Origin of the sequence: Citrobacter sp. Cpo015 (assembly GCF_030333035.1) — a bacterium.
Classification (GTDB): domain Bacteria; phylum Pseudomonadota; class Gammaproteobacteria; order Enterobacterales; family Enterobacteriaceae; genus Citrobacter; species Citrobacter portucalensis.
Window position 1 is genome coordinate 1 of record NZ_JAOWGS010000022.1, and the last position, 3992, is coordinate 3992.

Sequence of the window (3992 nt, forward strand, 5' to 3'; positions counted from 1 at the left end):
GGCACTGTTGCAAAGTTAGCGATGAGGCAGCCTTTTGTCTTATTCAAAGGCCTTACATTTCAAAAACTCTGCTTACCAGGCGCATTTCGCCCAGGGGATCACCATAATAAAATGCTGAGGCCTGGCCTTTGCGTAGTGCACGCATCACCTCAATACCTTTGATGGTGGCGTAAGCCGTCTTCATGGATTTAAATCCCAGCGTGGCGCCGATTATCCGTTTCAGTTTGCCATGATCGCATTCAATCACGTTGTTCCGGTACTTAATCTGTCGGTGTTCAACGTCAGACGGGCACCGGCCTTCGCGTTTGAGCAGAGCAAGCGCGCGACCATAGGCGGGCGCTTTATCCGTGTTGATGAATCGCGGGATCTGCCACTTCTTCACGTTGTTGAGGATTTTACCCAGAAACCGGTATGCAGCTTTGCTGTTACGACGGGAGGAGAGATAAAAATCGACAGTGCGGCCCCGGCTGTCGACGGCCCGGTACAGATACGCCCAGCGGCCATTGACCTTCACGTAGGTTTCATCCATGTGCCACGGGCAAAGATCGGAAGGGTTACGCCAGTACCAGCGCAGCCGTTTTTCCATTTCAGGCGCATAACGCTGAACCCAGCGGTAAATCGTGGAGTGATCGACATTCACTCCGCGTTCAGCCAGCATCTCCTGCAGCTCACGGTAACTGATGCCGTATTTGCAGTACCAGCGTACGGCCCACAGAATGATGTCACGCTGAAAATGCCGGCCTTTGAATGGGTTCATGTGCAGCTCCATCAGCAAAAGGGGATGATAAGTTTATCACCACCGACTATTTGCAACAGTGCCATATCAAGCGACTTCTCCTATCCCCTGGGAACACATCAATCTCACCGGAGAATATCGCTGGCCAAAGCCTTAGCGTAGGATTCCGCCCCTTCCCGCAAACGACCCCAAACAGGAAACGCAGCTGAAACGGGAAGCTCAACACCCACTGACGCATGGGTTGTTCAGGCAGTACTTCATCAACCAGCAAGGCGGCACTTTCGGCCATCCGCCGCGCCCCACAGCTCGGGCAGAAACCGCGACGCTTACAGCTGAAAGCGACCAGGTGCTCGGCGTGGCAAGACTCGCAGCGAACCCGTAGAAAGCCATGCTCCAGCCGCCCGCATTGGAGAAATTCTTCAAATTCCCGTTGCACATAGCCCGGCAATTCCTTTCCCTGCTCTGCCATAAGGGGTCTGACGCTCAGTGGAACGAAAACTCACGTTAAGGGATTTTGGTCATGAGATTATCAAAAAGGATCTTCACCTAGATCCTTTTAAATTAAAAATGAAGTTTTAAATCAATCTAAAGTATATATGAGTAAACTTGGTCTGACAGTTACCAATGCTTAATCAGTGAGGCACCTATCTCAGCGATCTGTCTATTTCGTTCATCCATAGTTGCCTGACTCCCCGTCGTGTAGATAACTACGATACGGGAGGGCTTACCATCTGGCCCCAGTGCTGCAATGATACCGCGAGACCCACGCTCACCGGCTCCAGATTTATCAGCAATAAACCAGCCAGCCGGAAGGGCCGAGCGCAGAAGTGGTCCTGCAACTTTATCCGCCTCCATCCAGTCTATTAATTGTTGCCGGGAAGCTAGAGTAAGTAGTTCGCCAGTTAATAGTTTGCGCAACGTTGTTGCCATTGCTGCAGGCATCGTGGTGTCACGCTCGTCGTTTGGTATGGCTTCATTCAGCTCCGGTTCCCAACGATCAAGGCGAGTTACATGATCCCCCATGTTGTGCAAAAAAGCGGTTAGCTCCTTCGGTCCTCCGATCGTTGTCAGAAGTAAGTTGGCAGCAGTGTTATCACTCATGGTTATGGCAGCACTGCATAATTCTCTTACTGTCATGCCATCCGTAAGATGCTTTTCTGTGACTGGTGAGTACTCAACCAAGTCATTCTGAGAATAGTGTATGCGGCGACCGAGTTGCTCTTGCCCGGCGTCAACACGGGATAATACCGCACCACATAGCAGAACTTTAAAAGTGCTCATCATTGGAAAACGTTCTTCGGGGCGAAAACTCTCAAGGATCTTACCGCTGTTGAGATCCAGTTCGATGTAACCCACTCGTGCACCCAACTGATCTTCAGCATCTTTTACTTTCACCAGCGTTTCTGGGTGAGCAAAAACAGGAAGGCAAAATGCCGCAAAAAAGGGAATAAGGGCGACACGAAAATGTTGAATACTCATACTCTTCCTTTTTCAATATTATTGAAGCATTTACCAGGGTTATTGTCTCATGAGCGGATACATATTTGAATGTATTTAGAAAAATAAACAAATAGGGGTTCCGCGCACATTTCCCCGAAAAGTGCCACCTGACGTCTAAGAAACCATTATTATCATGACATTAACCTATAAAAATAGGCGTATCACGAGGCCCTTTCGTCTTCAAGAATTTTATAAACCGTGGAGCGGGCAATACTGAGCTGATGAGCAATTTCCGTTGCACCAGTGCCCTTCTGATGAAGCGTCAGCACGACGTTCCTGTCCACGGTACGCCTGCGGCCAAATTTGATTCCTTTCAGCTTTGCTTCCTGTCGGCCCTCATTCGTGCGTTCTAGGATCCTCCGGCGTTCAGCCTGTGCCACAGCCGACAGGATGGTGACCACCATTTGCCCCATATCACCGTCGGTACTGATCCCGTCATCAATGAACCGGACTGCCACGCCCTGAGCGTCAAATTCCTTTATCAGTTGGATCATATCGGCAGTGTCGCGGCCAAGACGGTCGAGCTTCTTAACCAGAATGACATCACCTTCCTCCACCTTCATCCTCAGCAAATCCAGCCCTTCCCGGTCTGTTGAACTGCCGGATGCCTTATCGGTAAATATACGGTTTGCTTTCACACCTGCGTCTTTGAGTGCTCTGACCTGAAGATCAAGAGACTGCTGACTGGTTGAGACCCGAGCGTAACCAAAAAGTCGCATAAAAATGTACCTTAAATCGAATATCGGACAACTCATGTCTATTATTACAAATTTACGATTTAATAGACATATTAATGTAACAGTTTTACGATGTCCGATAATTTATAACATTTCGTACGGTTGGAAAAATGTTACTAAATGCCCGTCAGGCAGGGAGGCCGATATGCCCGTTGACTTTCTGACCACTGAGCAGACTGAAAGCTATGGCAGATTCACCGGCACTGTTGCAAATAGTCGGTGGTGATAAACTTATCATCCCCTTTTGCTGATGGAGCTGCACATGAACCCATTCAAAGGCCGGCATTTTCAGCGTGACATCATTCTGTGGGCCGTACGCTGGTACTGCAAATACGGCATCAGTTACCGTGAGCTGCAGGAGATGCTGGCTGAACGCGGAGTGAATGTCGATCACTCCACGATTTACCGCTGGGTTCAGCGTTATGCGCCTGAAATGGAAAAACGGCTGCGCTGGTACTGGCGTAACCCTTCCGATCTTTGCCCGTGGCACATGGATGAAACCTACGTGAAGGTCAATGGCCGCTGGGCGTATCTGTACCGGGCCGTCGACAGCCGGGGCCGCACTGTCGATTTTTATCTCTCCTCCCGTCGTAACAGCAAAGCTGCATACCGGTTTCTGGGTAAAATCCTCAACAACGTGAAGAAGTGGCAGATCCCGCGATTCATCAACACGGATAAAGCGCCCGCCTATGGTCGCGCGCTTGCTCTGCTCAAACGCGAAGGCCGGTGCCCGTCTGACGTTGAACACCGACAGATTAAGTACCGGAACAACGTGATTGAATGCGATCATGGCAAACTGAAACGGATAATCGGCGCCACGCTGGGATTTAAATCCATGAAGACGGCTTACGCCACCATCAAAGGTATTGAGGTGATGCGTGCACTACGCAAAGGCCAGGCCTCAGCATTTTATTATGGTGATCCCCTGGGCGAAATGCGCCTGGTAAGCAGAGTTTTTGAAATGTAAGGCCTTTGAATAAGACAAAAGGCTGCCTCATCGCTAACTTTGCAACAGTGCC

At 49.9% G+C, this 3992-nt stretch carries 4 protein-coding genes and 1 pseudogene; 1 reads left to right on the forward strand and 4 read right to left on the reverse strand.

The window, feature by feature from the left end:
- Positions 1-52 precede the first annotated feature (52 nt).
- The 4 genes and pseudogenes from OGY67_RS07130 to OGY67_RS07145 all read right to left on the reverse strand — a co-directional run bounded on the left by OGY67_RS07130 (position 53) and on the right by OGY67_RS07145 (position 2955).
- Positions 53-757 carry an IS6-like element IS26 family transposase gene (locus OGY67_RS07130; RefSeq protein ID WP_001067855.1) on the reverse strand — a complete coding sequence of 235 codons (705 nt, stop codon included), beginning with the start codon at positions 755-757 and terminating at the stop codon, positions 53-55.
- Positions 758-926: 169 nt separating this feature from the next.
- A pseudogene (locus tag OGY67_RS07135) lies at positions 927-1196 on the reverse strand (IS91 family transposase); the annotation flags it as partial.
- Between the two features lie 158 nt (positions 1197-1354).
- Positions 1355-2215 carry a broad-spectrum class A beta-lactamase TEM-1 gene (locus OGY67_RS07140; protein WP_000027057.1) on the reverse strand — a complete coding sequence of 287 codons (861 nt, stop codon included), beginning with the start codon at positions 2213-2215 and terminating at the stop codon, positions 1355-1357.
- A gap of 182 nt (positions 2216-2397) precedes the next feature.
- Complete coding sequence (locus OGY67_RS07145; RefSeq protein WP_001235713.1) at positions 2398-2955, reverse strand: recombinase family protein; 558 nt, start codon at positions 2953-2955, stop codon at positions 2398-2400.
- A gap of 280 nt (positions 2956-3235) precedes the next feature.
- Between OGY67_RS07145 and OGY67_RS07150 the strand changes: the two genes are divergently transcribed.
- On the forward strand, positions 3236-3940 hold the full coding sequence (locus OGY67_RS07150; protein WP_001067855.1) for an IS6-like element IS26 family transposase: 705 nt from the start codon (positions 3236-3238) through the stop codon (positions 3938-3940).
- Positions 3941-3992: the final 52 nt, after the last annotated feature.

Bases quoted from the DNA above. Each gene is read 5' to 3' on its own strand.
- OGY67_RS07150 (WP_001067855.1), top strand. From the start codon at position 3,236: ATGAACCCATTCAAAGGCCGGCATTTTCAGCGTGACATCATTCTGTGG.
- OGY67_RS07140 (WP_000027057.1), bottom strand. From the start codon at position 2,215: ATGAGTATTCAACATTTTCGTGTCGCCCTTATTCCCTTTTTTGCGGCA.
- OGY67_RS07145 (WP_001235713.1), bottom strand. From the start codon at position 2,955: ATGCGACTTTTTGGTTACGCTCGGGTCTCAACCAGTCAGCAGTCTCTT.
- OGY67_RS07130 (WP_001067855.1), bottom strand. From the start codon at position 757: ATGAACCCATTCAAAGGCCGGCATTTTCAGCGTGACATCATTCTGTGG.